Raw genomic sequence first — 23,216 nt, 5'->3', positions numbered from 1 at the left:
TTTATTATTGAGTGTTTTTCAAACCAAACAAGCAAATACGTTTAATCAGTCGCTATGCTATCCCATCAGTGAGGTAACAAATACAACGATAACCGCGATAGGGGCAATAAACTTAGCAACGATTTGCCAAACTTTCCATGCACCATTAGACAAGCCAAGCTCTTGCTGAATACTGCGTTGATCCATTTGCCAAGCAAGGAAGATAATCGCTGCAAGACCCGTTAAAGGGAGGATAAACTTACTGGTAATTTTATCCAAAGCATCAAAGATCCCGTTGCCCATAATGGTGAACTCAGACCATAGATTAAACGATAACAATGCCGCAACGCCCAATAGCCAAATCACCGTACTTGCAACGATGGTTGATACCGTACGGCTCATTGGCGTACGCTCTTCTAAAAACTCAACCGTTGGTTCAAGCAGTGAAATTGACGAGGTAAGAGCAGCAAAAGTAATAAGTAAGAAGAACAGGGTACCAATGATAGTACCTGCGCCCATGCTACCAAAAGCTATCGGTAAGCTAACAAAGATAAGACCAGGGCCTGAAGCAGGATCTAGACCATTGCTAAAGATAATTGGGAAAATGGCTAGACCCGCAGCCAACGCAATAACCGTGTCCAAAATCACAACCGTTCGTGCGGTTTTAAGCAGGTTCACTTCACGGCCCAGATACGAGCCATAAGCAATCATAATACCCATACCAATAGACAGGGTGAAGAAGGCATGACCCAGAGCTGCGAGCATGACATCCGCCGTCAGCTTACTAAGATCTGGCGTAAACAAGTAAGCCACTGCCTCACCAAAGCCTCCATTCACCACGTTATAACCAACGATAACGAACAGGATAAGCCCTAATAATGGCATCAAAACCTTCGCGGTCTTCTCAATACCGCCCGTCACGCCGATACCAACGATAATGGCCGTCAAAATCATAAAGACCGTGTGCCAAATCGTCAACGTACCGGCTGAAGCTAACATGGCATCAAAGGTCGCAGCGACAGAATCACTGTCTTGGCCTGCAAAACTTCCTGTACCCACTTTAGTAATATAGTTGAGCGCCCAACCACCAATAACACTATAAAAAGACAGAATTAAGAAACCACCTAAAATACCGGAAGCGCCTATAATACCCCAATTGCGTGACTTGCCTTCACTTGCCGCAACATCAGCCAAAGTATTGATGGGGTTTTTTTGACCACGACGACCAATTAGCCATTCGGCAACCAGAATCGGAAAACCTACCAGCGCGATACAGAATAAATAAGCGATAACGAAAGCAGAACCACCGCTTTCACCAACCATGTATGGAAACTTCCATATATTTCCTAAACCAACTGCCGACCCGACCGCTGCTAATACGAAGCCAAAACTTGAGCTCCACTGTGCATGTTCTTGTTTATTGATAGCCATTTTTTCCGTCCTCGTGCTTCAATTAACGTCGCTGATAATCTTCCTTGATTATCATAAAGCGCCACTCATAATCTCAGGCACTTTAATAAACGCATCAATGTGAGGCGTCCAGCAACATTAAGAAAGAATTGTTTACAATATCGTAAACGCTCAGTTTCTGCTAAGCGACCAAAAAAGTCAAGTACTCATAAACATAAAAAGCCATAACAATTGGTTATGGCTTACGGTGGTTTTTTCTATCGTTGACAAGAGTTTGCCTAATTGAAATACCAACGCTACATTCAGTCTTAAACAAAACTTCTCTACATTTTTAACGCACCACACCACGACGACTTTTCTGTAATGAGTCGATGAGCAGTTGAATTTTCGGCTCTTTTGGGAGCAGCTCGTTGTTTAAAACTTCTAGCGCTTGTACTGTCGTCAAACCTGATCTAAAAATCATACGATAAGCTTGGCGTAACACATCGATGGTTTCTTTTGACCAATCTTTACGGCGCATCCCTTCTACATTGAGACCATGCGTTTTTGCTGGATTGCCAGAGACCATCGTAAAAGCAGCCACGTCTTTTAAAATCAGACTCGCGCCCCCGATCAAGCTATAATCATCAACCGTACAGAACTGATGAATACCGGAGTTACCTCCAATAATCGTGTGATCCCCAATAGTCACATGTCCTGCGACCCCGACATTATTGGCCAGTACGTTATGGTCGCCAATCACACAGTCATGAGCCACATGCGTATTAACCATCAGCAAGTTATGGCTACCAATTTTGGTAAGTTCACTATCTTGGGCTGTACCACGGTGTAGGCTACAGGCCTCACGAATGGTATTATGATCACCAATCTCAAGCCACGTACGCTCACCAGCATACTTCAAATCCTGTGGGTCTTCACCAACGCTTGCAAACTGATAAAACTGATTGTGTTGACCAATACGAGTCAACTTGGTCACAACCACATGTCGGTGCAAAACCGTGTGTGCGCCAATAGTCACCTCATCACCGACAATACAATACGGGCCGATGACGGCCGTCTCATCAATTTGAGCGGATGGTGAGATGAGTGCTGTTGGGTGGATCTGACTCATAATTTGGGCCTTTGTATCATCTGATGCGAGTAAATGGTAAAACAAATACAGCCAATTTAACTTTATTAAATAAAATAAGCATGACGCTGCTGTTAACCATGGTTGCTAACTATCATTTTTACTGCTCATGTTAATAGGAGTCGCTAAAGATTTTGATTAGCATGAGCATAATAGCAGTCATTAAGCTTTACTGTGCTTGCCGAGCAATCATTATTTGGGCACTAGCAGCAAGCTCGTCTTCGACATGTACCGTACAATCAAACTTGTAAATACCATGCTTTTGCATCACTGTTTTGGCACGAATAATCAACTGATCCCCAGGAATGACTCGGCGCTTAAAGCGCACCTTATCAACGCCTGCGAACAGATATAGATAGCCATCTTCTGCGGTCAGGCCAGCACTAATAAATCCCAACACGCCTGAGACTTGTGCCATCGACTCTACCATTAACACCCCTGGCATGATCGGTTCATCAGGAAAGTGACCATTAAAAAACTCTTCATTAATAGTCACGTTCTTAACACCGGTAATACACTCTCCTGGTGTGCAAGCGATGATCTTATCGACCAACAGAAAAGGATAGCGGTGTGGCAGGTAATGCTTAAGAGTATGATAAGTTAACGGCAGGGTAAGACCTTGCTCAGCCAAGCTTTTAATTTCATTATCAGTTGAACTATCTATATCGTTGCTGCTCATAGCGGCACTTCCTTGCTGTGTTTGTAATTTTGATAACTTGTTTGTATTTATGCTATTCACGACCAAGCTGACGGAAACGTACCGCTGCCCGTCGCCAATTAGCCGTCGGCATCGCAGCCGTTCCAGAGGAATATGAACCAGACTTTTTGATGGATTTGGTGACCATGGTCATTCCAGATAAGATCACATCATCGGTGATCTCGATATGACCTGTAATACCGACAGCGCCGCCAATGATGCAGCGCTTACCGATACTGGTACTACCAGCGATACCCGTTTGAGCCGCGATGGCCGTACCATCACCAATACGCACGTTATGGGCCACTTGTACCAAGTTATCGATAATAACATGATTACCAATCACCGTATCATCAATGGCGCCGCGGTCAATACAGGTTTGGCTACCGATTCGCACATGATCGCCAATCACGACACGACCTAGTTGCGCAATGCGCTCCCAGCCAGTAACACTAGGGTCTCTGGTCGGGGCAAAGCCAAAGCCCTCTGAGCCAACACTCACGCCAGCGTGTAATCGAACATGGCTACCGATAACGCTATCGTGCCCGATAACCACTTGCGATTTGATCACACAATCAGGCCCAATCTTAGTATTTGCCTCAACCACCACATGCGCATCAAGTGAGCTGCGCGCACCAATTTGTACATTATCACCGATCACACAAAAAGGGCCAATATTGACGTGATCGCCGATGACGGCGCTATCGGCAATCACCGCACTAGGGTGAATACCGTTAGACAATGAATCACGAGCAAACAACTGACTGGCGCCCGCATAAGCCAAATAAGGACTGGTGACTACCAACGCGACAGCGCTCGCTGGCACTTGATCACGATACTCTGCCGTGACCAATACCGCCCCTGCTTGCGTGTCCGCCAGACTAGCAATGTAATGGGGATCCGCTAAAAAGCTTAATTGCTCATGATCAGCAGTGGTTAAACTACCAACACTACTGAACTCTTGACGTAACTGTTCAGCGCCAATCTCTGCCTTGTTCACAATAGGCTGGCGCTGTTCAATTTGAGTGATAAGTTGCTCAATCGTTATCATAGTTACTATTAACATTATTATGAATAAGGCAATCGCCAAGCTGAGAAATCATCTTGGCGACCTACTAATGTCTAACTGACACTTTATATATCTACATCGTTTTATATCATTAACGAGATAAATTGGGACAATTACCCTAAGTTAGAAAGTATTACCAATCTGGAACTGTACTTTTTCGGTCTCATCGCCTTCTTTATCACCGATAGGCACTGCGTAACTCAGAGAGATCGGGCCAATTGGCGTATACCAGGTCACGCCTGCCCCTGCACTAAAACGCATACTATTGTCTTGGGTTAATAGTGGCACACCTGTATCATCCCCTGTTTGAGGATCAACAAAGGTACGGTCTTCCTTATCAGTGGTATCAAACACTTGACCACCTTCGGCGAATAGTACCGGCCGTACTTGGTCCGCCCAATCACCTTTAAACGGCATCGGCAAAATCAGCTCACTACCGATGCTGACAAGCGCATTACCGCCGACTTCTTCATCTTGACCAAATCGCACATCATCATTAATGGCATCAGTATAACTTTGGGATCTAGGTCCAAGCGTGGACGCTTCATAACCACGTACTGACCCATAACCACCGGCATAAAAGTTTTCATAAAATGGCAGATCATTACCATAGCCAAGCTTGGTATAACCGCGTGCCACCCAATCTTTATAGAATGGATAGTACACGTTACCGCGATACACGAGTTTTTGATAGCTAGCATCACCAAGGCCAATGGTTGCATCAACCGTATGGCTCATCCCTTTGGTCGGGAATACCGGACGATCTAAGGTGCTGTAATCCCAGCCAAATAATAAGTTATAAGTTTGGTACTCATTTTTAAAACCTGTACGACCTTCAAAGTCTCCTGTGAAGTCTTCAACCGTACCGCCATCATCGATAATCTGCTGTACGTTTGACACGCCAAGACGGCTACCACCACGTACTGAGGTGTTATCCACGTTTAGACCCGCACTAACGCGCTTGGTCTCGTCCACAGGATAGCTGTAGTTCAGGGTGGCACCATAAGCATCGGTGACGTAATTACTGACGTTTCTGTCATCATACTTGGTTTCGCGATAGTAGGCGCTGATACCTTGCGACACTCCGTTTTCTGTAAAGTACGGATCGGTATAACCCAAGCTATAAGAATCACGTGTCTCTGAGCGTGATAGCGCCGCCTTGACACGGTTACCCGTACCCATAAAGTTATTTTGCGTCAAGTCTAACTGGAAGGTGACACCGCCACTTTGTGAGTAACCCGCTGCAATGGTTGAACTACCAGAAGGTTGCTCTTCAACAGTATAGTGAACATCCACTTGGTCGGGCTGATTAGGCACTGGCTTCACATCGACATTAACCGCTTTAAAGAAGCCGGTACGCATCAAGCGTGTCCGTGATAATTGAATTTTTTCGCTAGACGCCAGAGCGCCTTCTAATTGACGCATTTCGCGGCGCAACACCTCATCTTGGGTCTTGAGATTGCCCGTAAAGTTAATACGGCGAACATAAATTGGACGTGCAGGATCAATATAGTAATCAACATCAACCATCTTGGTATCATCGTTGATACGCGGCACAGGTCTGATCTGTGCTAAGTAATAGCCCTCATTACCATAGCGACTTTTAAGCGCTGCAGTCGTCGCCTCTAGCTTGGCTTGCGAGTACTTTTCGTTAGGGGCAAAAGCAACCAACTCGTTTAGCTCATTCGTGTCAAAAGTCGGTTTACCTAAAAAGCTCACGTCGCCAAACTGATATTGTTCGCCTTCGCTAAGACTCACTTCGATAAAGACACTGCTCTTATCTTCACTGATATTAAGCACGGCATTGTCGACTGCAAAACGCACATAACCGTCGTTCTGATATAGCGCTTTTAGGTTTTCTAAACTGGCAGCCAGCTTTTCTTTGGCATAGCGATCAGACTTAGACAGCAGACGTGTCCAAGACGATTCTTTCACGGCAAAGACGTCTTTAATCTCTTCATCGCTAAAGTGTTTGTTACCAATAATGTTGATATCAACCACTTTGGCAGGCTTGCCTTCGATAAAACGTACATCGAGCTTGACGCGATTGCCATCAAGTAGTGTTTGGTTAACCTCGATATTACTATTGTAATACCCTTGGCTGATATATTGTTGCTGTAGCTCATTGGCGACGCCTTGTAGCGTGGCTTGCTTAAGCACATCACCGACAGACAGGCCAGCATTGCTAAGCCCTTGCTCCAGCCCTTCTTTTGGAATGAGTTTATTGCCCTCAAAATTCACCTCAGCGATCGTTGGACGCTCAACGACATCAAATCGTAGCTGACCCCCTTCGACTCGGCTCTGAATATCGGCAAAGTTTTCGGTCGCATATAGCGCCTTAATACTGGCCGCCAAACTACTGTCATTCACCGTGTCCCCTACCGAAATAGGAAGCACCGGATAGAGGCTATCGGGGGTTAGGCGTTGCAGACCATTGAAACCGATGTCAGTGACTACAAACTCTGCAGCCTGTACAGGCATACTCATCATCGCTACCACTAACGGCAACCCTGCCGCGCTCATAAATAAAGGCGTACGCATAAACACTATCCGTCAATAAAAAACTTGCTTAAGTTAAGTTAAAAAGCCCATATTGTCTAGCCCGTTTTGCATAAAATCTTATATTCACACGCGGGAGACTCAGAACACTTTATATAAAATGCATCACAAAATAAACTAAAAATTACGATTAGTACAGTAGCCATGGTACAAAGCTTCCGCTCTATCATCGCCTTCATTAGCGCATAATAAGCGTAAAACCATTAGTGTCTCTTGTCTTATCCGCTCTATGGCTGATTACTTGCTCAAAAAAGACGACTGATATCATTACCAATTGCTAACACCATGAAACCTGCCAGCAAGAGTAAACCGATATTTAACCCCACCATTTGTACGCCTTCTGAGAGAGGTTTACCGCGAATCAGCTCAATGAGGTGATACACAATATGACCACCATCTAATACCGGAATAGGCAAAAGATTTAGCACAGCCAGACTCAAACTAATCAAAGCCGCGGTAGATAACACCATCTGCCAACTGATATCGAAGCTTTGTTTGGCGACTTTGGCAATGGTAATTGGGCCTGACAAATTGTCCAAACCAATCATGCCTGACAGCATTTTTCCTATTGAGCTTACCGTCATGACTGCCAGTTGTTCGGTCTTCTCAAATGACTTGATCAATGATTCGCCCGGCCCATAGACCACTGTGGTTTTGTAAGCATCAGGGATAACAATCTCAGACTGTGCCACCATAGCACCAATTTGCCCATAGTCGTTACCCAAATTGTCTTTTTTACCTTGTGGCATAATTGGTAGCTGGACAGATTTACCGTCACGTAACACCGTAAAATTAAGAAGTACTTCAGGGCTGTCGCGGATGATACGGGTGGCGCTAATCCAGTCTTTGATTGGCTCATCATTAATCGCCGTAATGCGATCACCTTTTTGCAGGCCTTGACGAATGGCCGCACCATCGGGCGCCAGATTTCCAATTATCGGCGCTATTTGTGGTTGCCACGGTAGCATACCAAAGCTGCTCAACGCATCTTTACCTTGCGCCGCGCCTTGCATGAACTGCTGCACTGGCGCTTGATACGTTTGGCGCGCGCTACTATTTTGTGGATCTGACTGCAAGGTAACACTGACCTCGCCTGTCTCACCCATACGGCCAGCAAGGCGATAATTGATACCTTCCCACGTCTGTACGTCATGACCATCAATCGCAACAATTTTATCACCGACAGGCAGCCCAGCCACGGCAGCCGGCGTATCAGGTAAGACTTGCCCAACTTTGGTAGCCAGCTGCTCTGTTGGCGTCATAAACAATACCCAAAACAGGGCAATAGCGATGACAAAGTTCATGATAGGGCCAGCTGCGACAATGGCAATCTTTTTTAGCGGATGCTGGCGATTAAAAGCCAAATGTTGCTCGCCTTTTGCAACCTCTCCTTCACGCTCATCCAGCATTTTGACATAACCACCAAGCGGTAATGCTGAGATACGATAGTCAATACCGCTTTTTTTACTGGTCCAACCAAAGAGCTTAGGGCCAAAACCGATAGAGTAAGTCAGCACCTTAACGCCGCAAAGACGCGCCACAATGTAGTGACCCCACTCATGTAAAGCAATGAGTGGACCTAAGACAAATATTGCCGCAAGCAGCGTTAATAAGAATGTCATGATCTGTTCTCGATTAAGTTGCTTTTGTTACGATGACGCCAGCTTTTTAATAAGCGCATCGGTGTGGCGGCGTGCTACTTTGTCAATCGCTAATATATCATCTATGTCGGCATGCTCATTTAATAACGGCACTTGTATCTCGGTGAGTGCCTGCTCATTAACATCAGCAATATCCGTCAAGCGAATTTGTCCACTCAAAAACGCAGCCACGGCAATCTCATTGGTGGCATTGAGCACGATGGTCGCTTGTGTGCCCGCTTGCATCGCTTGTCGGGCAAGACGCAGACAGGCAAATTTTTGTAAGTCAGGCTCAATAAATTCAAGCCCACTTAGCGCATACAAATCTAATGGTTGCGAGCCGCTATCAATGCGGTTGGGGTAGCTGAGGGCGTGCGCGATTGGGGTTTTCATATCAGGACTGCCGAGCTGCGCTAAAAAGCTGCCATCGCTGTATTCTACCATTGAGTGAATGATACTTTGTGGATGAATCACCACATTTATTTTATCTTCAGGCAAATCAAATAAATGGCACGCCTCGATGAGCTCTAAGCCTTTATTCATCATCGTGGCAGAGTCGACCGATATCTTTTGCCCCATTGACCAGTTTGGGTGTTTGACTGCTTCAGCAACGCTTGCTTGGCGCATCTGCTCAAAAGACTGTTGCAAAAACGGCCCACCAGAGGCGGTCAACCAGAGCTTGCGTACACCGTGGTCTGGCTGATGAATTTGAGTGTGGTCTTGTTGAATAGCAAGGGGTAGACACTGGAAAATAGCGTTGTGCTCAGAATCAAGCGGTAGCAAAGTAGCACCATGCGTTTTAACCGCATTAATCATCACTTGGCCTGCCATCACCAGTGCTTCTTTATTGGCAAGCAAGATACGCTTGCCTGCACGCGCTGCTGCTAGAGTGGAAGGCAGTCCTGCCGCTCCCACAATAGCAGCGACTACCGTATCAGTTTGTACGTCGGTAGCAATATCTACCAGCCCCTCTGCACCGCCCACCACGTCAATATCAAGACCTGCTGCACTTAGGCGCTCGGCAAACTCATCGACCGCTGCAGTCGGTACATTGACGCGTCTTGGCAAAAACTGCTGGCATAGAGCAAAAAGCTTGTCTAAACGGCGAAAACCTGACAAAGCATAAACGTCGTAATCCTGTGGTTGCGCCGCTAATATTGCCAACGTGCTATCGCCAATTGAACCTGTCGCGCCTAGTACGGCGATGCGTTGCGTCATAACCATCGATGCCTATAAAAGATACTATAAAAAAGAGAACCAAAAGAAGAAGTAAGGCATAAAGCTCAAAAAAGCCCGTCGTGATATCTTGCCAAAAATGCCATCAAATAATCGACACAAACCCGTGGCTCAGTGCCTCTGCTAAAACAAGAATGCGCCCTAGCCTTGCCGCTTTATACCACTATCAAACCCAGTTGCTGTATCGCCCAAAAACCAAGCGCGAATATCGGTGTGGCCGCCAACAGTGAGTCGATACGATCAAGAACGCCGCCATGCCCAGGCAAAATATTCCCTGAGTCTTTTATATCAGCGCGGCGCTTGAGCATTGACTCAAACAAATCACCAAGTACGGACGCTAAAATCGTTAAAGCGGATAATGCCACAAAGGCGATTAACGACATGCCTGTTAGTTGTAGCTTAAAGACACTAATGCCGATCACGACTAACAAGCCTGTGACTAAGCCACCCGTCAGCCCTTCCACACTCTTATTGGGTGAGACATTCGGTGCCATTTTGCGACGACCGAGTTTGCGCCCAACAAAATAAGCCCCACTATCCGCAGACCACACCAATAAGAATACATAAAGAAGCCACCAAGCTGACAGTTGCCACAAATAAAACATAGCAGTAATGGCGGCAGTTAATATCACAGCGCCCATCAAGGCCAGTTTTTTACCATACCAATTGGTATGGGTGGGAAAGACCTTAACCCAAGACAGCGCCATCAACCATATTGCCAGTGATGCCACCCACCAAAACAGCCAAGTCACCTTAAATATGAGCGACACCAATGTTATGACTAAGACCAATAGCACATACAGCATAGGCTGGCGCCATTTTGGCATCAGCTTTGTCCATTCATGAGCGGCAATGATAACGCCAATCGCTAATAGCGGGGCAAATAAGATAGGAGTTTGGCTCGCAAACATTGCAATACCAACGATAATAACGAGAACAATTGCCGTCTTAATTCGTTGCCACATACTTATTGAGCCTTATAATAATGAAAAACGCATGGTCAAAAAGTGCATTATAGCAGTTAATCCACAATAGCCCACTAATAGCACTTGACACTCATGAACGCGGCTTATTATTTCACAAACAAGGGGTATTAACTACTGATCGCCTACCAACTTTGTAAGCTGGGGCCCAACATCCTAAGGTAGAAAACCTTTTAACGCGTCGGCTGCTCTGTCCCTATCTGTTCGCTGGTTTTGCCAAAGCGGCGTTGGCGCTGGGCGAACTCTGTTACCATCGTAGACAATTCATCTGCACCAAAGTTTGGCCACAACGTTTGGGTAAAAAACAGCTCTGCATAGGCAGATTGCCACAGTAAAAAGTTCGATATTCGATATTCGCCGCCCGTCCGTATCAGCATATCTACCGCTGGCGCATCGGCTAATTGAACATACTTCCCAAGCCTCTCTTTATTAATGTCTTCCGCCCGTAATTGCCCTGCCTGTACTTGCTGTGCTAGCTGTTTTGCCGCATGGGCGATATCCCATTGGCCACCATAACTGATAGCAATCACCAATGTCATGGCTTCAAAATTGGCCGTTTTTTCTTCTGCATCGGCCATCAGCGTTTGTAAGTCATCACTGAGCTGACTGCGGTCGCCAATAAAACGCAAGCGAATACGGTACTCATTCATACGCGGTAGTTGTTCATGAATGGTCGAGGCTAATAGTTGCATTAGCAGCGCCACCTCACTGGGAGGACGTTGCCAGTTTTCACTAGAGAAGGCAAACACCGTTAATACTTCAACACCTGTATCGACACAATAGTCGACAATAGGGTCTAGCGCATCTTTTCCTGCTACATGGCCTTGGCCTTTACCTAAATTATTAGCTTTACCATAACGATTATTGCCGTCCATGATGATAGCGATGTGACGAGGAAGAACAGCAGGGGCCAAAACGGCTGACGTAGACATAGGCAAACTTGCTTATTGTTAAGGTGAGATAATAATAACGCGTACTGTGACAGTTAAAAAGGGCAATAAACACCATTCACAAATGTATCATAAATCAAGTACGCTAAGAATTGCAAAAAATAGCCTGTAAAGCTGGCTTGCAAATACTTGTCAGACACGCAAAAGCTGCACATGTACTACTGTATCGTACTGATCAACACAATAATAAGCAGCCAAGAGCAATGGCACATTGGCTGCTTAACGTTAGAGTTTTGACTTAACTGACGTGGGGCATAAATAATAAAAAGCCTGTATTTACACGTCCATCAAGTCGCTTTCTTTTTTACTCAGACGGCTGTCGATGCTTTCAATATATTTGTCAGTGATTTTTTGGATATCATCACTAGCGCGGCGCTCATCGTCTTCTGAGATTTCTTTTTCTTTCGCAAGCTCTTTGATGTCATTCATCATATCACGGCGGATATTACGAATAGACACGCGACTGCTCTCCGCTTCTCCGCGCGCCAGCTTCTGCATGTCGCGGCGGGTGTCTTCTGTCAGTGCTGGCATCGGTACACGAATCACATCAGCCGTCATTGGATTGAGACCCAAATCAGCTTCGCGAATGGCTTTGTCAACCGCTTGTACCATGGTACGGTCAAATGGCTGAACCAGTAACGTACGCGAGTCTTCAACATTCACACTAGCCACTTGGTTTAATGGCGTAGGCGCACCATAGTAACTGACCATTACACCTGACAACATGCCAGGATGCGCGCGCCCTGTACGGACTTTACTAAAGGTACTCTCAAGCGCTTCCAAGGTTTTTTGCATACGCGCTTCGCCGTCTTGCTTAATCTCTTTAATCATCATGTGTCCTTATTTATCGCTATCGACAAATCATTCATTACTGTTAGTTATAAAAATTATTAGGGTTATCGTGCTCTCATAAATTAATGATAAACACGCGTACCTTCATTTTCGCCCATAATGACGTTTAACAAAGCATTGGGCTTGGTCATGTCAAAAACTTGTAGCGGTACGTTATGCTCGCGGCATAAAGCAATGGCGGTTAAATCCATCACACCCAGCTTTTGCTCTAATACTTCGTCAAACGTTAAGCCGTCATATTTTTTGGCATCAGAATGTAGGCTTGGGTCTTTGTCATAAACGCCATCTACTTTGGTTGCTTTTAAAATCAAACCTGCTTCGATTTCAATACCACGCAAGCAAGCAGCGGTATCTGTGGTAAAAAATGGATTGCCGGTGCCAGCCACAAAGATACAAACTTCACCATTTTTAAGGTAGCGAATCGCATTCCGGCTGCTGTAGCTTTCAGTCACTTCCCCAATAGGTAGGGCTGACATCAAGCGCGTTTTAATATTGCGGCGCTCAAGAGCGTCACGCATCGCAAGCCCGTTCATCACAGTTGCCAGCATACCCATTTGATCACCGGTGACACGGCCAACCAAACCTTCTTGTTGCAACTGTGCGCCGCGATATAAGTTACCACCCCCAACAACGATACCTACTTGCACACCAAGTCCACGCAAATGAGCGATAGACAAGCTCATTTTATCGAGAACTTCGGTATCAATACCCATGTCTTTACCACCGGCCAAAGCTTCGCCTGAGAGTTTCAACAAGATACGAGAGTAACGCGGGTTTTTGTCAGACATGAGGTCACCTTGTTAGCATTAAATTATCATTAAAGTCATTGGTAAAACACAAATAGCATTTGCCTATCGCGCCATACTGAGTAAGAGACGTCGTAAAAGGCTAAATTGCGCTAATTGTAGCAAAAACTGCCCGCTATTGGGCAATTTTCACTTTATATTGGCCCTATTTACCCTCTATAACTGGCAAACAAGTCATATTCACTAGCATCATCGATTGTGACCGTTAGGAACTGCCCCACTTTTACTTGAGCGGTAATCTCATCCACATAGACATGACCGTCAATCTCGGGCGCATCAGCGTAGCTACGACAAATCGCAATGTTTTCTTCGCGATCAATCTCGTCAACCAATACCATTAAGGTCTTGCCCACTTTTTCTTGCAGTTTTTGCGCAGATATCTCTTGTTGTATTGCCATCAGGCGCTCATAACGAGATTGCTTGACCGCTTCAGGCACATGATCTGGCAAGTCATTGGCGACCGCGCCTTCAACTTCTGAATAAGTAAATGCGCCAACACGATCAAGACGAGCTTCGACCAACCAGTCAAGCAAGCACTGAAAATCTTCTTCGGTTTCACCAGGGAATCCAACCACAAAGGTCGAACGAATGACGATATCAGGACAAATGTCACGCCACGCTTTGATACGGGCTAACGTGTTTTCACTATGCGCCGGACGTTTCATGGCTTTTAAGATACGGTGACTGGCATGTTGAAAAGGAATATCCAAATAAGGCAATAACTTCTTTTCGCCCATCAGTTCAACGACTTTATCCACGTGTGGATACGGGTAAACATAATGCAGGCGTACCCAAATACCTAAATCATTCAGTGCTTGGCACAAATCATAAAATTTTGATTTAAGCGGCATACCATTCCAAAAACTGGTCTTATACTTCAAGTCCAGCCCGTAAGCAGAAGTGTCTTGCGAGATGATAAGCAACTCTTTTACGCCAGCGTTTTTAAGCGCCAATGCCTCATTCATCACGCTATCAATCGGACGCGAGACCAAATCACCACGTAAGCTTGGGATAATGCAGAAGGTACAACGATGGTTACAACCCTCAGAGATTTTTAGGTAGGCATAATGACTGGGCGTCAATTTTATGCCAGCCTCATTAATCAAATCTATTTTTGGGTCATAGCTGGCATCCAAATTGCGGTTTGGTTTGGGGACATGCTGCGCCACCGCCGTAATCACCTCATCATAAGCATGAGCGCCGGTCACTGCTAGTACTGCTGGATGCATTTCACGGATTTTGTCCGCCTCTTTACCCAAGCAGCCGGTGACAATCACTTTGCCATTTTTGCTAATGGCTTCACCGATTGCGTCGAGCGACTCTTGTACCGCTGACTCAATAAAACCGCATGTATTGACCACGACAAGATCTGCACCGCTATAATCATTGGCAACTTGATAGCCATCACGGCTAAGCTCTGTGATGATACGCTCACTATCCACCAATGCTTTTGGGCAACCCAGCGATACAAAACCAATCTTTGGTGCCGCACTTACAGGCGCGTTGGCAGTCGCGGACATGGCATCACTACTTTGCGCAATACTCCGGTTTTGATTGTGATTGGCTTTATGATGGTAAGGCTGGTTAGAGTTTGCTTGACTGACATCTGCCTGACTCTGCTCTTGCGCTAGATTTGGCTTGGCAGGATTAAAAATAGTGGCTGTGTTTTTAGGGGCGTCTTTGGGTGCAGTAGAAGCTGGCTGTGAGGTGAGAGTCGTTACATTCATCGACTCGGTAGAAGTTTTGGGCATGGCTGACCTTGCTAGAGATAATTGGCTGTGCGCATTGTACGTTTTTTTTGCAAAAATCGCCAGTTTTGCCGCTCTATAGTGTTGATTTGTGGTTAAATATTATCACGAGTATCCTTTTTCTTAGGCCCTACCTATGACAACCGATTTGATCACGGCAAAACCGACCCCTGACTTAGCCTTTATATCACAGCATTTGTTTACCGCTATCTTATGGGTCGATGATATGCTATCCATCACTTGGTTAAATGCCCAAGCGGAGCACTTACTTGCTATCAGCAGTGGCAGGTTACTCAATCAGTCTGTCTTGACGCTACTGGCCCCCGAGGAGTTAAAATCAAAAAACAGTACAGCTACTCATGATGACCAGATAGAGGCGCAAACTTGCTCTTTGACCGAACGCTTTTATCAAGCAAAGCAGTACCAACAACCCTTTATCGACCATGATCATATTATCAACACACCGTTAAACGGTAACCTACCCCTGTCAATTGACTATAGCGTGACGCCCGTCACCTACGAGCAGCAGCCTTATTTTATCATTGAGATATGGGGCAAAGACCGCCAAAGCCGTATCTCAGAAGAGCAGCGCCAGCAACAACAGTACGGGGTTGCCCGTCACATGCTACGCTCGGTCGCTCATGAAATCAAAAACCCGCTGGCTGGCATTCGCGGGGCTGCACAACTACTCCAACGACAATTTATCAAATTTAGCGACACGACTACTTTTAGCCCTCAATCTTCTGATACTGCGACTCCTTCAACGTCTATCTTAGATCATAATAGCAACCTGCAAAAAACAGCCATAAAGCTACGTAACTATACCGATATCATCATCTCAGAGACAGATCGCTTAACCCATCTTATTGGGCAATTTCTGGGTTCCAATCAATTGCCCAGTTGGCAAACGCTTAACATTCATGAGCCACTAGAGCATGTTTTAACCTTGATACGGCATCAATATCCACAAGTGACACTACAGCGCGATTATGACTTGTCGTTACCTGAACTGTGTGCGGATAAAGACCAGTTAATCCAAGTATTTTTAAACCTGATTAATAACGCTTGTGAATCCATGACGGAGTTTGAACAAACGCTGCCGCAAAACGAATCCCCTCAATCTAAAGACTCCCCTTCTTTGTCTTCACAGACAGATAGGGATGGTGATGGCGGCAACTGGGCTTACCAGCCGACGCTGCACATTCAAACACGGGTGGCATTTCAACATACCATCAGTGGTCAACAGCACAAGCAGGTGGTGCAAGTTAACATTACTGACAACGGCTCAGGAATTGACCCTGCCCTTATTGGACAGATATTTTTCCCCATGGTGACAAGCCGTGCGACAGGGACTGGCCTTGGATTGTCTATTGTGCAAGATATCATCAGCCATCATCATGGTATGATTGACGTCAGCTCCACTCAATCACACAGTCCTAACGACAGTTTTAAAAATAACCATAGCAATAGCCAAACGTGTTTTACGCTATATTTACCGTTCACCCAGCCACTCATGGAAGCGTAAACATGGTGCTACATAGATAGAACGATCACCTCGCAGATGACTAAATCATAACCTACACCAACTCATTGCTCATTAGGCCTGATATATGACTGAATATAATGACAAGCGTACCCCTAACAGCGACGATCAAACCTCGAACGGTCAGACAGTGACTGACCCAACCATAAAAGTAACGGTCAACAACGCCGCTGATAATAACCCTGCTACTTTATGGCTCATCGATGATGATGCCGCCCTACGTTTGGTATTGGCTGACACTTTTGAGGATGCAGGACTGGACGTGATTAGCTTTACGCAAGCCCAAGCAGCATGGACACGCCTAAATGACATCTTGCAAGGGTCAGCCGAACCCTTACCAGATGTGATATTGACCGATATTCGTATGCCAATGATGGATGGTTTGTCCTTTAGTGATTGGGTGCATAAACACTTCCCTAAGCTGCCGATTGTCATTATGACGGCGCATTCAGACCTCACTTCTGCCATTAATAGCTATCAGACAGGGGCGTTTGAATATCTACCAAAACCGTTTGATTTAGATGATGCGGTCGCAACGATTTATAAGGCCATTAATCATCAGCCCAACATGCCAGTGAAAAGCAATACAACTGAGCCTGACTCTACTCCAACCACCGATAAACCAGCTGACAATGATGCGACGTTTAGCACCAACACAAAGCCTGTCCGCAAAGTAAGCTCAGCCAATAAAACCAATAAAGTAAACGATGATAAAGCGGCGGTTAAGACTGACACCAAAGCACAAAGCAACCCCAGCGGAATCATTGGGCAGTCGCAAGCCATGCAGACGGTGTTTCGTGCCATTGGCCGATTGGCTCATTCGCCGATCACTGTCTTGATTACGGGGGAGTCAGGCACAGGTAAAGAATTGGTCGCAAGCGCCTTACATCAGCACTCACCCCGTCGCCAGCAGCCGTTTATTGCCCTAAACATGGCCGCCATTCCACATGATTTGATTGAGTCTGAGCTATTCGGTCATGAGAAAGGTGCGTTCACAGGCGCAACCACAACGCGGCAAGGTCGTTTTGAGCAAGCGGATGGCGGGACCTTGTTTTTAGATGAAATCGGTGACATGCCGTTTAGCACCCAAACCCGTTTGCTACGAGTACTGGCTAACGGTGAATTTTATCGCGTGGGTGGTCAGCAGCCTGTCAAAGTAGATGTGCGCATTATTGCCGCCACCCATCAAAATTTAGAAGAGTTGGTAAAACTGGGTCGATTCCGTGAGGATTTATTTTATCGTCTGAATGTCATTCGTCTACCCTTACCGCCTCTGCGCACGCGACCGGAGGACATTCCCGCTTTGGCCACCTACTTTATGCAGCGCGCCGCTGAGCAAATGAATACAGCACCAAAGCAGCTACATCCTACGGCGCTACAAATTATGCAGTCTTTTGAGTGGCGTGGTAATGTCCGCCAACTTGAAAACGTTTGCCTATGGCTAACCGTGATGGCAACGGGCGATACCGTCATGGTCGACGATCTACCACCAGAGTTACTCGAAAATCTCCCCTCTCATTTAGAAGCGCAGCCAGCGCACACACTCTCTTCTCAAAACATACCTCAAAACCACAGCCAACCTAGCCCAGTTCATCATAGTTCTGACGTCTCAAATTGGCAGCAAGCATTGGCTACTTGGGCTGAGCAATCTCTAGAACAAGGAGAAACCGATATTTTGCAAGTGGCAACCCCTGAGTTTGAACGTATCTTACTCACGGCAGCACTCAAGCACAGCGGCGGCAAAAAAATAGTAGCGGCCAACTTACTTGGTTGGGGACGTAATACCCTCACCCGAAAGTTGCAGCAATTAGATATGTCTTAATTAATAATAGGAGTAAGACCATCTTTAAAGACAAAAAATATTGAATTAAAAATCAAACAATATCAATTGCTTATAAAATATGATAAAAATATTCGTTAAATAATTAAAAATATTTGCAAATAGGGGTTGCCAAAAGATTCAAACTCTATATAATAGCCAACCACTGAGACGCACTACCGAATCAGTTAACTGTCTAGATAGCATTTGAATTTGACTGCTTTTGATGATAGAGTAACGAAAATGGGGCTGTGGCGGAATTGGTAGACGCACCAGATTTAGGTTCTGGCGCCGCAAGGTGTGAGAGTTCGAGTCTCTCCAGCCCCACCATTTTCGGATAGTACATCTTAGACCAGATATCAAAACCTGCTTATTAGCAGGTTTTTTTGTGTCTGGATTTTAGTCTAACACTCAGAACCCTTCAACGTAATCATAAACCTACTAAGTCTACCAGTACCGCCTCTATCCTCTTATACCGCTTCTCTACCCGCTTTGCCAATGCACCATCTACGATAAACTGATAACGGCTGTATTCTGACGGCAATTTTGGCACAGGCTGCTGACAATGCTGGATAGCCCAATCCATCACTGAATCACGACTGTGAGTAGGTATCTTAAACGGTCGCTCACCCATTAATATCTCAACCATCATGATGCCAAACGCGTAAATATCGCTTTGTACGGTTGCGCTTTGTCCATACCAGCGCTCAGGCGCAAGATACGCTGGTGTGCCGGCAGCGCTTACCTTTTTTGGTTTATCCAACCTCTCTGCTAAGGCAAAATCGGTCAATAATAAATCAGGCACTCTACCGCTGTTGTCAGCGCTGCCTATCGGCATGTCAGCGAGCAAGAGATTACTGGGTTTAATATCATTGTGTAGCCAGCCAGCGTGATGTAGATTGGCTATAAGATGAGCCGCCTGGACAATAAAGTGATGCTTTTGTTTAGTGGTTAATGACCCATACTGTTGAGCAGTAAGCTGCTTTGCCAAATTTCCATTTGGATAGTGGGGCATGACGAAAGCCATTAACTGCTGACTTGCTCCCAAATCTTGAACCTCTACGCTGTGATAAGCAAGGAGAGATGGTGCGATAGCCATAGAGTTAGATTGGATTTTCGATAAACTATCTAAGGCTTTTAAGATAGCGACTTCGTGATTTAAATCAAATGAGAAATCACTGTCATGAGAAGTTAGCTGCCATTTAATCATCACATTACCGAACTGCGGATGCGTCGCGCGCGTTAAGCCCTGATAACAATGAGTGTTAGGATGTCGCGTCTCGGTATTCTGCTGAGCTAAACGTTGATGCGCTATCTCGCTATATTGCAACGCTATCAATACTTGCGTCATTGTCGGCAGTAGCTGCTCAGCGTGGGCTTGCAACGCTTGTATAATAGATGGATTACTGGCATTATTTTTCATGGTATGATTTTTCACGATACTGTTTTTCGTAATATGGTGAAGTCCTAACAAAGCTGCGATTACGCCCTTCAAAACCAACCTGAACTGTTAGAGTTATTATGTCCCAACTAATCAACGCATCTCAGCCTGCTACTCATTATGCTCTGCCTAGCCCTTTACTGGATTTACTCAGTCAATACTTACAGGAGCAGGTCACACCAACGGTTGAGATAGACCCTGCCCAGCTGGCCTATCGCTGGGTCGGTGGTCACAACGGCCATTTAGAACCACTGGCAGTCAATCTGTTTTTAAGTTTAGATGACTTACAGGGTATTGATACCCAAAAATCAAAGCTGATACAGAACACGCGCCAATTTTTAAAAGGCTATCCCGCCAATCACGTTTTGATGACAGGCACACGCGGCGCGGGTAAATCCTCGCTGATTCGAGCATTACTACAAGCCTATCATAGTGAAGGTCTGAGAATCATTGAGATTGCACGGGACGATCTACAGGTACTTGATAAGATCCGTACAGCGATTAAGGGACTACCCGCTGACAGTGAGTGTCGTTACATAGTGTACTGTGATGATTTGGCATTTAACGGTCAGGACGAGAGTTACAGAACGTTAAAAAGCGTTTTGGATGGCGCGCTTGATTCGGAGCAAGACAAGCTCTTGGTCTATGCGACCAGTAACCGCCGTCACCTACTCCCTCAACTGATGAAGGACAATGTCAACATTTATAATGGTCAGACCGATGAGGTCAACCCTTATGAGACCGTTGATGAGACCGTATCGTTGTCTGATCGTTTTGGGTTATGGCTGTCTTTTCACCCCATGGATCAGCAGACTTATTTACAGATTGTGCAGCACTATCTGAATTTAGAGCAACAGAAAATCTTGGCCGAGACTGATACAGTCACTCATTTGGAAAGTAATAGTTTGCCTGATAATATCAGAGCCGATGCGCTACGTTGGGCCTCTGAACGTGGCGGCCGCTCAGGACGAGTCGCTTATCAATTTAGTCGTTATTGGAGCGGTAAAACCCAACTGTCCATTGCAGACAATAAACGCTAAATCGAGTCTAGTTACTGCGTGCAGAGCCTAAATAATGTACGCGGTCCGTCCCTTTACTGTCTACCAAGTCATTTGCGCCATTGACCATGTACTGGTCAAAGTCTGCTGCCAGCCACAAACTGCCTTGATAAAAACTTTCGGCGTCTGCACGGATATAGCCCATGTTTGGGGTGCTGCTATTCTGATTGTCAAAGCTTTGGTAGCGGGCGCTAAAATGCGTCAGAATTAAATGCTTGAGGCCGACATTTTGAGCAAACTTACCCACCAGTTGCGCGCTACTATGCATCGGATCAAAGTCTGGATTTTTGGACTGAATCCTAGTTAAGACGTCAGTCGTATAAGTGGCTTCATGTATCAATAAATCAGCATCCGTCACCGCAGAACGAAGACAGTCTGGTCTATCGTTATCGCCCGCCACCACGACACGTGTACGCCGCACCTCTTTATCGACATAATCTGCTGAACGCAGTTGCTGACCATCATCAGTCACCACGTCAAAGCCTTGCTGCAATCTTCCCCAAAAACTACTGGCAGGAATACCGGCTGCCATAAGCTTGTTGGTGTTAAGCGAGAGCCGATGGATATTTTGAGTGATGCCAAAGCCATAAGATGACACACGATGCGACAATGGCGTAATATCAATACTCAGCTGATGCTGGGAATCTAAAGCGATATCAACCTTACCCGCTTTTGTCTCTAGAACTTCTTCAATTGCTATGAAATCGATAGCAAATGGGAAGTACAGCTCTGTGGTCAGCTTGATAGCCTCAAGTAACGTAGCAATCGATTTTGGTGCAATGAGGGTAAGCGGCTCAAGGCGCCCTAACATAGCGGCACTCGCCAGCAACCCCGGCAGACCATAGCAATGATCTCCATGCACATGGGTGATACAAATGGCGCTCAACTGATGCATGGACAGCTTAGTGTGCAAAAGCTGATGCTGAGTACCTTCGCCGCAGTCAATCAATATCCATGGACGCGACTTTTTATGTTGCTGGGCATCACCCGACTTAGATAAATAAGGATTCAGGCATTCAATCGCCAACGCCGTCACGTTACGCTGTTTGGTTGGCACACCTGCTGATGTGCCTAAAAAGGTTAGCTTTAGCACAGATGGCTTCTCTTATTGATAACATTCACCGGCTATGACAATTGGCACATCATGGTTTTTTGGCCGTCAACCATTTGACCACCATTGGCAGTACACTCATTGACCATATTGGACTCGTACGACTTCCAGCCCCCATAAAAGCTGGCCATACATAGCAATACCACCAATATCTTTTGTGTCCACGATTTAATGGAGACCTGCTGCGCATGGATCATTTGCTCAGGAATATTGCTCTCATTGTCAGACGTTATATTCTTGGCCAATTTGTTTTGGTCGCTCATGACACTACCTTATTTATACGCTACTGTGTTAGATGTGAATTAAAAACGCTCACCATAGCATATTATATCTTTAAAATTGCGGCGTCCCGCCTTTTTCTTCAGCACGCTTAAAGGCTGGACGTTCTTGACAACGCTTGAGCCAGTTTAATAAATTGGCATATCTAACTTTGTCCATTCCTGCTCGTGCATTAGAAGCTGCTACCACGATATACATTTGTATGTCCGCCGCACTAAACGCTTCACCTGCAAACCAATGATTGTCTTGTAGCTGCTGCTCCATGAGTTTTAGGTTATTCGTGATGTTGTTATTAATCATTCCATCTTCAACTTGTTTACGAATGCCTTTGCTAATCGGTTTGATAAGCAGGGGTGATCTTTCAACCACTTTACTAAACACCAAACGCATGACCAGTGGCGGCATGGCCGAGGCTTCAGCAAAATGCAACCAAAACGTATAGGCTTCCCACGCCGCTTCATTGTCATCAGAGGGCTTAAACTGATGCTCGGTATCATAGTGTCTCAGCAGGTACTCAATGATAAAACCTGACTCAGCCAAGGCGCGATCATCGACTTCGAGTACAGGCGTGTGTCCAAGCGGATGAACTTTCTTGAGGCTTTCAGGAGCAAGGTAGGCTTTCGTACGCTGGTAACTGGTCAGTTGATAGTCCAGCTCCAGCTCTTCTAGTAACCATAAAATACGAAACGAGCGCGAATTGTTTAAATGATGCAGATTTAACATAAACCATCCTAGTTTAGAGTGAATAAGCGACAATATTCTATGCATTATGCATTATAGATAGGGCCACGCATGCAACCAAGCGTGACAGCATTCATATTGATAATAGCGTAATTGCCCCACCTTTAATACGAGACTGTTTGACATACTCCCACCACTTTCGCTGCGCTCAAGTGGGGGATTCTAA

At 45.7% G+C, this 23,216-nt stretch carries 19 protein-coding genes and 1 tRNA gene; 4 read left to right on the top strand and 16 right to left on the bottom strand.

Features of this window, described 5'->3' with window-relative positions:
* Positions 1 to 57: 57 nt before the first annotated feature.
* The 12 genes from B2P60_RS08085 to rimO form a co-directional block, all read right to left on the bottom strand.
* Complete coding sequence (locus B2P60_RS08085; RefSeq protein ID WP_193005772.1) at positions 58 to 1,410, bottom strand: sodium-dependent transporter; 1,353 nt, start codon at positions 1,408 to 1,410, stop codon at positions 58 to 60.
* A gap of 310 nt (positions 1,411 to 1,720) precedes the next feature.
* Positions 1,721 to 2,500 (bottom strand): acyl-ACP--UDP-N-acetylglucosamine O-acyltransferase, encoded by a 780-nt coding sequence (gene lpxA / locus B2P60_RS08080; protein WP_193005771.1) that lies wholly within the window; start codon positions 2,498 to 2,500, stop codon positions 1,721 to 1,723.
* Positions 2,501 to 2,687: 187 nt separating this feature from the next.
* A complete protein-coding gene (gene fabZ / locus B2P60_RS08075) occupies positions 2,688 to 3,197 on the bottom strand; it encodes a 3-hydroxyacyl-ACP dehydratase FabZ (protein WP_193005770.1) in 510 nt (169 codons plus the stop codon).
* Between the two features lie 52 nt (positions 3,198 to 3,249).
* Positions 3,250 to 4,266, bottom strand: a complete 1,017-nt coding sequence (lpxD, locus tag B2P60_RS08070) for a UDP-3-O-(3-hydroxymyristoyl)glucosamine N-acyltransferase (RefSeq protein WP_286740502.1) — start codon at positions 4,264 to 4,266, stop codon at positions 3,250 to 3,252.
* Positions 4,267 to 4,407: 141 nt separating this feature from the next.
* Positions 4,408 to 6,825 (bottom strand): outer membrane protein assembly factor BamA, encoded by a 2,418-nt coding sequence (gene bamA / locus B2P60_RS08065; RefSeq protein WP_286740499.1) that lies wholly within the window; start codon positions 6,823 to 6,825, stop codon positions 4,408 to 4,410.
* Positions 6,826 to 7,088: 263 nt separating this feature from the next.
* Positions 7,089 to 8,465: an RIP metalloprotease RseP gene (gene rseP, locus B2P60_RS08060; RefSeq protein ID WP_286740497.1), complete on the bottom strand. Its 1,377-nt coding sequence runs from the start codon at positions 8,463 to 8,465 to the stop codon at positions 7,089 to 7,091.
* 27 nt (positions 8,466 to 8,492) lie between these two features.
* The gene (gene ispC, locus B2P60_RS08055; protein ID WP_286740494.1) at positions 8,493 to 9,707 is read right to left on the bottom strand and encodes a 1-deoxy-D-xylulose-5-phosphate reductoisomerase; all 1,215 of its coding nucleotides are present in this window, start codon (positions 9,705 to 9,707) and stop codon (positions 8,493 to 8,495) included.
* 167 nt (positions 9,708 to 9,874) lie between these two features.
* Complete coding sequence (locus B2P60_RS08050; RefSeq protein WP_286740491.1) at positions 9,875 to 10,684, bottom strand: phosphatidate cytidylyltransferase; 810 nt, start codon at positions 10,682 to 10,684, stop codon at positions 9,875 to 9,877.
* A gap of 191 nt (positions 10,685 to 10,875) precedes the next feature.
* Positions 10,876 to 11,634 (bottom strand): polyprenyl diphosphate synthase, encoded by a 759-nt coding sequence (uppS, locus tag B2P60_RS08045; protein WP_230709635.1) that lies wholly within the window; start codon positions 11,632 to 11,634, stop codon positions 10,876 to 10,878.
* Positions 11,635 to 11,928: 294 nt separating this feature from the next.
* The gene (frr, locus tag B2P60_RS08040; RefSeq protein WP_286740656.1) at positions 11,929 to 12,483 is read right to left on the bottom strand and encodes a ribosome recycling factor; all 555 of its coding nucleotides are present in this window, start codon (positions 12,481 to 12,483) and stop codon (positions 11,929 to 11,931) included.
* An 83-nt stretch (positions 12,484 to 12,566) separates the two neighbouring features.
* Complete coding sequence (gene pyrH, locus B2P60_RS08035; RefSeq protein ID WP_193005763.1) at positions 12,567 to 13,292, bottom strand: UMP kinase; 726 nt, start codon at positions 13,290 to 13,292, stop codon at positions 12,567 to 12,569.
* 167 nt (positions 13,293 to 13,459) lie between these two features.
* Positions 13,460 to 15,061: a 30S ribosomal protein S12 methylthiotransferase RimO gene (gene rimO / locus B2P60_RS08030; protein ID WP_286740486.1), complete on the bottom strand. Its 1,602-nt coding sequence runs from the start codon at positions 15,059 to 15,061 to the stop codon at positions 13,460 to 13,462.
* Positions 15,062 to 15,194: 133 nt separating this feature from the next.
* Here rimO and B2P60_RS08025 point away from each other — a divergent pair, with 133 nt between their 5' ends.
* The 3 genes from B2P60_RS08025 (at position 15,195) to B2P60_RS08015 (ending at position 18,750) form a co-directional block, all read left to right on the top strand.
* Positions 15,195 to 16,583 (top strand): two-component system sensor histidine kinase NtrB, encoded by a 1,389-nt coding sequence (locus B2P60_RS08025; protein WP_193006203.1) that lies wholly within the window; start codon positions 15,195 to 15,197, stop codon positions 16,581 to 16,583.
* Positions 16,584 to 16,668: 85 nt separating this feature from the next.
* A complete protein-coding gene (locus B2P60_RS08020; RefSeq protein ID WP_230709629.1) occupies positions 16,669 to 18,423 on the top strand; it encodes a sigma 54-interacting transcriptional regulator in 1,755 nt (584 codons plus the stop codon).
* Positions 18,424 to 18,665: 242 nt separating this feature from the next.
* Positions 18,666 to 18,750, top strand: a tRNA-Leu gene (locus B2P60_RS08015).
* 100 nt (positions 18,751 to 18,850) lie between these two features.
* Here the strand turns inward: B2P60_RS08015 and B2P60_RS08010 are convergent.
* A complete protein-coding gene (locus tag B2P60_RS08010; protein ID WP_286740483.1) occupies positions 18,851 to 19,858 on the bottom strand; it encodes a protein kinase domain-containing protein in 1,008 nt (335 codons plus the stop codon).
* Between the two features lie 83 nt (positions 19,859 to 19,941).
* Here B2P60_RS08010 and B2P60_RS08005 point away from each other — a divergent pair, with 83 nt between their 5' ends.
* Positions 19,942 to 20,901, top strand: a complete 960-nt coding sequence (locus B2P60_RS08005; RefSeq protein WP_193004623.1) for an ATP-binding protein — start codon at positions 19,942 to 19,944, stop codon at positions 20,899 to 20,901.
* A gap of 7 nt (positions 20,902 to 20,908) precedes the next feature.
* On the opposite strand, the gene B2P60_RS08000 is transcribed toward B2P60_RS08005, so the two are convergent.
* The 3 genes from B2P60_RS08000 to B2P60_RS07990 form a co-directional block, all read right to left on the bottom strand.
* The gene (locus tag B2P60_RS08000; protein WP_286740480.1) at positions 20,909 to 22,012 is read right to left on the bottom strand and encodes a ribonuclease Z; all 1,104 of its coding nucleotides are present in this window, start codon (positions 22,010 to 22,012) and stop codon (positions 20,909 to 20,911) included.
* Between the two features lie 32 nt (positions 22,013 to 22,044).
* Positions 22,045 to 22,293, bottom strand: a complete 249-nt coding sequence (locus B2P60_RS07995; RefSeq protein ID WP_230709626.1) for a hypothetical protein — start codon at positions 22,291 to 22,293, stop codon at positions 22,045 to 22,047.
* A gap of 70 nt (positions 22,294 to 22,363) precedes the next feature.
* Entirely contained in the window at positions 22,364 to 23,032 is a 669-nt protein-coding gene (locus B2P60_RS07990) for a glutathione S-transferase (RefSeq protein WP_193004626.1), read from the bottom strand.
* Between the last annotated feature and the right edge of the window lie 184 nt (positions 23,033 to 23,216).

Source organism: Psychrobacter sp. UBA3068, from assembly GCF_002366815.1.
GTDB classification, from domain to species: domain Bacteria; phylum Pseudomonadota; class Gammaproteobacteria; order Pseudomonadales; family Moraxellaceae; genus Psychrobacter; species Psychrobacter namhaensis.
This window is presented reverse-complemented; position numbering and strand designations above follow the sequence as displayed.